This window comes from Candidatus Kryptobacter tengchongensis (assembly GCF_001458555.1).
GTDB lineage: Bacteria > Bacteroidota > Ignavibacteria > Kryptoniales > Kryptoniaceae > Kryptonium > Kryptonium tengchongense.
On sequence record NZ_CZVH01000012.1, the window covers coordinates 23,969 to 30,585 of the forward strand.

A 6,617-nucleotide genomic window follows, 5' to 3' on the forward strand; every position below is an offset into this window, starting at 1 on the left:
TTCTTAAAACGATAAAAATTTTGCCGAATTAATTAAATTGCGTGTATATGGATGCTTTGGGCTGGATAAAACCTCAAATGTTTCTCCACTCTCTATAATTTTACCTCTGTGCATCACATAAACACGATTTGCTATTTCACTTATTATGCCGAAGTTGTGTGTTATCAAAAGGATTGAGGTTTTATTCTCAATTTGAAAAGATTTTATCAAATCAAGTATTTGAATTTGCGTTAAAGCATCAACAAGAGATGTTGGTTCATCTGCAATAATGAGTTTTGGTTTTGAAGCGAAAGCCATGGCTATCAATATCCTCTGCTTTAATCCGCCTGAAAGTTGGTGTGGATATAGTTCATAAACTTTTTCAGGCTCACTTATCCCAATCCTTTCAAAAAGTTCAAGAACTTTCACCTTTGCGCTCTTTTTGTCAACTCCAAATTGATTTTCAAAAACCTCCCTTACCTGCCTTCCAACAGTTAAAACAGGATTTAAAGAGTTTGTAACATCTTGAAAAATTATCCCTATTTCTTTCCCCCTGATGTTTTTTAGGTCTCCCTCATCCAGCTTTAAAATGTCAATTTCCCCTCGCCATAAAATCTCACCGCTTACAATTCTCCCTGGAGGGTCTATCAGCCTAACGATTGAAAGAGCGGTGACGCTTTTCCCACTACCAGATTCACCAATTAAAGCAACGATTTCACCTTCGTTTATTTCAAACGATATGCCGTCAACTGCTTTGATTATTTTATCTTCAAGGAAAAAATAAGTTGCAAGATTTTTAACAGAAAGGATCAATTTGAACCAACCTCAATTATTCTTTTGGCTCCGTTAAATCTTTTTCTGTAATATGTGCTGTAAATTGATGAGACAGTTACACCATCTTTCACACTTGCATGAGCAAATAAGCCGTTACCAATGTAGATTCCAACATGTGATGCGACTCTCCCCGTTGTATTAAAAAATAAAAGATCTCCAACCTTCAAAGAATCAAGATTTCTAATCAATTTTCCAATTTTAAACTGTTCAAACGATGACCTTGGCAACACAATTCCAAAGACATTTTTAAATACAATCATAACAAATGCGGAGCAATCAATCCCTTTATCGCCGTTTCCTCCCTTTCTGTAAGGAATGCCGATGTAATTTAAAACCTCACGAACGATTGCCTCTTGAATCTCAGAATAAGATAAACTTTTAACGTCGTTCAAACTCACTTTAATATCATCTTCAACTTCAATCTCTTTTATAATAAAATTTTCCGTGAGTTCTGAACTTTCCACATTTGAATATCTCACTGTTGAAGAGCAAGAAAGGATCAGCAAACAGAAGAAAATAATTTTTCTCACTTTCCACAACTCAAGTTATTTTTGATATAAAAAATCCCGACCGCCAATGGTCGGGATTAGTGAATTAACCAAGATAAGATCTGAGGGCTTTGCTTCTGGTGTGATGTCTGAGTTTTCGGATGGCTTTTTCTTTAATTTGCCTTACCCTTTCACGGGTCAATTTGAACTTTTCACCGATTTCCTCAAGTGTGAGAGGATGATCATATCCAATTCCAAAGTAAAGTTTCACAACTTCTCTTTCACGGGGGTCAAGCGTGTTGAGTGCTTCTTCAATATCTTTCTTCAAGGACTCATACATAAGTCCATGATCAGGCATTGGGTCATTCTCATTCGGCATTATATCAAGAAGCTTATTATCCTCGCCTTGAACAAATGGAGCATCCATTGAAATGTGCTTTCCTGAAATCTTCAAGGTATCAGCGACCTCATAAACGCTCATATCAAGTTCTTCTGCAAGTTCATTAGCACTGGGCTCACGCTCAAATTCTTGTTCAAGCTGACTTAACTTCTTTCCAATTTTATTCAAAGCTCCAACTCTATTCAAAGGTAAGCGAACTATTCTTGATTGCTCAGCAAGTGCCTGCAAAATTGATTGTCTTATCCACCAGACAGCATAAGATATGAATTTAAAGCCTCTTGTCTCATCAAATCTTTTCGCTGCTTTTATCAAGCCAAGGTTACCTTCATTTATGAGATCTCCAAGCGGGAGACCTTGATTTTGATATTGCTTAGCAACGCTCACAACGAAACGAAGATTTGCTTGAATTAATCTTTCAAGCGCTTTCTCATCACCTTGTTTTGCTCTACGAGCAAGTTCAATTTCCTCTTCTGGCGTGAGAAGTTCATATTTCCCAATTTCCTGAAGGTATTTGTCAATTGAAATGCTCTCCCGATTTGTAATTGTTTTGGTGATTCTCACCATACCCTTGATTCATTTTTAAATTTTGTTTTTATTGATACAAGTCAATTTTCTCAATTATACCGACAATTGAAGCATCAACAGGTGCTTCTTTCACTCCCATAGGTATCACCGCCTCACGGGCGGTTATATACATTACAGTCTCTCCAGGTCCTGCTCCAATCGTATCAACAGCCATAATTGGAGATCCAACCTTTTCACCTCTTGAATTTAATGGCTGAATTATCTGCAACTTATACCCTTGCAAATTCCTATCTTTAACAGTTGCCCATACAGTCCCTATAACCTTTGCTATAAACACTTAACCCAAATTATTTAGTTCTCAATCCGAAACAACATCAAGCTTATCAACTATTGCCATTATCACAGCGTCAACTGGTTTATTCTTTGTAACAGAAGTAAGCCTTGCGGAACTTCCTGTAGCAACAAGGACGATTTCACCAACTCCAGCACCAACACTGTCAACCGCTATCAGAAAATTCTCCTTGACATTGTAATTAAGGTCAACATGCTTTACAATTTGTAGCTTTAAGCCTGTCAAACTTTCATCTTTTCTCGTTGCCCATACAGTTCCTACTACCTTCCCTAATATCATTCATCCACCTGATCTTTATTGTTCAAAGATAGAATAACTTATATTCTAAAAAAAATGTTCCTGTTATTTACATCGCATATATTTCTTTCTCGTTGCACTTGCAAATTTTTACTGATTTCCTATTGTAACGCCATACCCCTGTTTCTTCGCTTTTCCTTGAGACGACAAGCTGTGCCACCTGAACAGGGGCACCACAGCGTGGACAGGTTTCAACAACCTTTTTTGCATCTTTTGCCACCTTATCGGCGAATGAAGCCACCTTTTTTGCCATATTTATACCAATGATTTTTTGTTTTTAAAAAACTTTTACAACATTTTCACTTGATTGAACTATTTTTTAAAAAACTTTTTTTAACTTTTTCAACAAATTCATCAGCGTTTTTTTCTCTATCCCACGCTGAAACTCCTGCGGTTATAGTTACACTAAAACTCCTGTCTTTAAACTTTATTTCCTGATTTGATATAACTTTTCTTAACTTCTCCGCCCATATGTAAGCTTCATTTGGTCCAGACTCAACAAGCGCCACGCCAATGAGATTATCCTCAAGTTTCCCTGCAAGGTCGTATTTGTTCAAATGTTCCCGTATAATACTTGCAATATAAGGTTGAACGATTTCAGCTGAACTTTCACCATAAGTTGATTTAATATAATCAATGTTATCAACTTTTATCAAGATAAGTGAAAGTTCTCCACCATGTTTTGTTTTTCTATCAATTTCCTCATCAAGCCGTGAATAAAAGTAATTCTTTTTCATCAAAAATGTCCCTTCATCATAAACGAAGTAATTCTCCACAAGTTCATTTAAGCTATCATTCTCAAGCAATATGCCAACAATGTTAGCAAGATTTTCAAGTTTTTTTATATCACTATAGGATGAGAAGAAGTTATTTTTAGGGTGTTCAAAAACTATAGCACCGTAACATTTTCTACCATACCTTATCGGGACAACAGCTATTGAAGATTCAAGATTGATTTTTTCGCTATCAGTGAATCTAAAAACTTTCCCATGCGTTCTCGTTGACGGGATTATTCTTGGAACTCCGCTCGTTATAACCTCACCTGTAAGTGTTCCTTCAAGTTTAATTTCCGTCCCAGCATCAATATATTTCCCAAGTTTTGAATATCCGAAAGCAACCACCCACTTCCCATCTTCAAATAAAACAACAGCAACAGCGGAACAATCAAGCGTTTTAATTGCAAAGTTTTGAATCCTCAGGAACAATTCCTCAATTTTAAAATGTTCAAAATCAACCACAACTTCAAGTATTCTCGCTTTGTAGTAAAGGTCAAATTTACCGTTATAGTTCTCAATTAGATTTGCAATCAGTTCACAAAAAAGACCAACATTTTTAACATCATCATCGCTAAATGTTTGTGTTTGACGAGAATCAAGCAGGATAACGCCAACGGTTCTATTCTTATACGAAACTGGATGAACAAGTAAAGATTTGCTCCCAGCTTTGGGACTTTGATACTTTATAACATCTTCGCTCGCAGAAGAATTAATATCGCCAATAAGTTTTGGTCTGCCAGTTTTAGCAACCATACTTAAAGCGTCGTCATCCCAGTTATATCTGCGAACGAAATTAAAACCAAGATCAGTTATACCCTCTTCAAAAACCATTTGTTTTTTATCCTCGTTAGCCCAGTAAAAGGCGACGGAATCAGCAACGATATTTTTTTTGATGAGCAGAAGAATTTTTTTAAGAAGCTCTTTAAATTCCTCCCTTGGGTTTAATTTCTCAAATGAGGTTGACAAACCTTGTTCTGGTTTTCTTATTACAAAACCTTCATCAGGTGCTTCAAATTGTTTATCTTCGTAAGACGATATTTTGTTGCCCATTTTTTTTCTTTTGCTCAAAATCATAGCATTTACAATCAGACTTAAAGAGATTAACAACGCAAATGCAAAGGCCAATCTTACTATTTTATTATCAATCGCCACTATAAGAAACATAGATATCAACACGAATGTAAGCAAAAATATGAACTTTGCGGGATTATTTTCCACCCTGCTCATCTTGCTAAATCCAAATTAATGAAAACAAACTTTACTAAAAATTAACTCAATTTATAACAAAAATCAAATCATAACGACATAAAAAACAAATTCATCTTAACCCCGCAAGTTCTTGAAGCAAACGCCAATTTTTCAGTCGGTCTTCTTGAGCTTGTAAGAGCATCTCATCTGGATTTCCATCTTTATCAAAATGCTTTGCAAACCTTCCCTCTGTTCTTGCAAAGTAAATAAAATCTATAACTTCGCCTGTCTTCGGATGAACATACCAATCGTCCTTAAGCGCTGGGTTCCCCTGTAAACTCAGCCTTTCTTTTATTGTTTCACCCTTTCTTGGGTCATAAATCAAAAGAGGAAATGCTCTTGATTCAACAGCAAGCTTAGCTTGCTGCATTGCCATATCGTCACCAACACCGTGCTCAGGTTGACATGTCGTATAAACTATGACAACAGCAGGACCTTGAAATTCATTAGCCGATAGAATTGAGCGATAGAAATGATTAATGTGCGCGGGCGTTGTCTGAGCAACGAATACATCAGGATGCATCATCACAATTTGTGCGAGTTCTTTTCTTCTTTCTGATTTACCTTTGATTTCTTTCCCGTAAGCTGAAAGTTTGGTATCTTGACCCAGATAACTTGATGTTGAAGACTGACCGCCCGTATTTGAATAAACTTGCGTGTCAAGCACAAGAACCTTTATATCCATTCCCGAAGCAAGCATTCTTGAAAGAGATTGAAATCCTATATCATACATTGCCCCATCCCCACCTATAACCCACAACCTTTTATGTTGCCATCCCATCTGGTCCCATCTTGCTCTAATTCCAATCGCAACAGCTGGAGCATTTTCAAAAAGAGAATTTATCCATGGCACCCTAAATGGATTATATGGATATGTTGAGGAATAAACAGTATTACATCCGGTTGCTGCGACAATACCGATATTTTCAGGTCCGTATACAAAACCTGTTGCTGCAAGCATCATTCTTATCGCTGTTGCTTCACCGCAACCCATACATGAACCAGCCCCACCAACATAAAGCAATGACTTTCCAGCAAGCATCATGTCTGCAAGAACCTTTTCCTGGATATATTCCTTTGGCGTCTCGGGAAGCTTAGTATAAAACTCAAAAACTTCTCTATACCTTTTCAAATTTTCCCCTGTCTTTTTAATCATCTGCAAAGCGTTGTGATCCCCACATGCAGAAACACATTCAGCACAACCTTTACATTTAGTTGGATCAACTGCTATCATAAATAAACCTGGTTCAATTCCCTTTTTCTTCGGGACCTCGTAATATTTTGTTGTCTTGGCAAACTGTCTGCGAATGTGTTCTCTCTTAACAGGGTCCTGAATTTTGTTAAGTTCTTCTTCAAGCTTTGATTCAGGCACAACTTTACCAAGAATTGCGGTGTCAGGGCATTCCGTCACGCATTCCATACAGCCAACGCAATTATCAGGATTAAAAAGTGGAATCTCAGGAGCAATATAACTAAAATCTCTCAAAGCTCCAGTTCCAGCAGGTATGATGCTTCTTGCGGTATAAATATCAGCAGGCAATTCCTCCTCGGCTATTCCACGGTTATAAGCCCCAACAACTACCTCGTTGAAGTATTCAACATCAATGATATCTTTATAAATATCTTCCAATGGTTGTCCGCCATTAGTTGAAATATTTTCAACTTGTTTTTCTCTATCTTCCATTTTTTCTTTCCTCATTTTGTTTAAATTTCAAATT

Annotated in this window: 8 protein-coding genes; all 8 read right to left on the minus strand. The window is 36.9% G+C overall.

What is annotated here, in order from left to right; all coding sequences use genetic code 11:
* Positions 1–3: 3 nt before the first annotated feature.
* The 8 genes from AT685_RS00575 to AT685_RS00610 all read right to left on the minus strand — a co-directional run bounded on the left by AT685_RS00575 (position 4) and on the right by AT685_RS00610 (position 6,598).
* Positions 4–792 (minus strand): ABC transporter ATP-binding protein, encoded by a 789-nt coding sequence (locus AT685_RS00575; RefSeq protein ID WP_072151113.1) that lies wholly within the window; start codon positions 790–792, stop codon positions 4–6.
* The gene (locus AT685_RS00580; RefSeq protein ID WP_159420438.1) at positions 789–1,343 is read right to left on the minus strand and encodes a C40 family peptidase; all 555 of its coding nucleotides are present in this window, start codon (positions 1,341–1,343) and stop codon (positions 789–791) included. The genes AT685_RS00575 and AT685_RS00580 overlap by 4 nt, the downstream gene beginning before the upstream one ends.
* Before the next feature lie 64 nt (positions 1,344–1,407).
* Positions 1,408–2,265: a sigma-70 family RNA polymerase sigma factor gene (locus AT685_RS00585; RefSeq protein ID WP_072151115.1), complete on the minus strand. Its 858-nt coding sequence runs from the start codon at positions 2,263–2,265 to the stop codon at positions 1,408–1,410.
* Positions 2,266–2,293: 28 nt separating this feature from the next.
* Positions 2,294–2,563, minus strand: a complete 270-nt coding sequence (locus AT685_RS00590) for a EutN/CcmL family microcompartment protein (protein WP_072151116.1) — start codon at positions 2,561–2,563, stop codon at positions 2,294–2,296.
* A gap of 21 nt (positions 2,564–2,584) precedes the next feature.
* Positions 2,585–2,857, minus strand: coding sequence for a EutN/CcmL family microcompartment protein (locus AT685_RS00595; protein ID WP_072151117.1), 273 nt, complete (start codon positions 2,855–2,857; stop codon positions 2,585–2,587).
* A 67-nt stretch (positions 2,858–2,924) separates the two neighbouring features.
* Positions 2,925–3,128, minus strand: a complete 204-nt coding sequence (locus AT685_RS00600) for a hypothetical protein (RefSeq protein ID WP_072151118.1) — start codon at positions 3,126–3,128, stop codon at positions 2,925–2,927.
* 46 nt (positions 3,129–3,174) lie between these two features.
* The gene (locus AT685_RS00605; protein WP_072151119.1) at positions 3,175–4,878 is read right to left on the minus strand and encodes a GAF domain-containing protein; all 1,704 of its coding nucleotides are present in this window, start codon (positions 4,876–4,878) and stop codon (positions 3,175–3,177) included.
* Positions 4,879–4,969: 91 nt separating this feature from the next.
* Positions 4,970–6,598 (minus strand): thiamine pyrophosphate-dependent enzyme, encoded by a 1,629-nt coding sequence (locus AT685_RS00610; protein ID WP_072151120.1) that lies wholly within the window; start codon positions 6,596–6,598, stop codon positions 4,970–4,972.
* Positions 6,599–6,617: the final 19 nt, after the last annotated feature.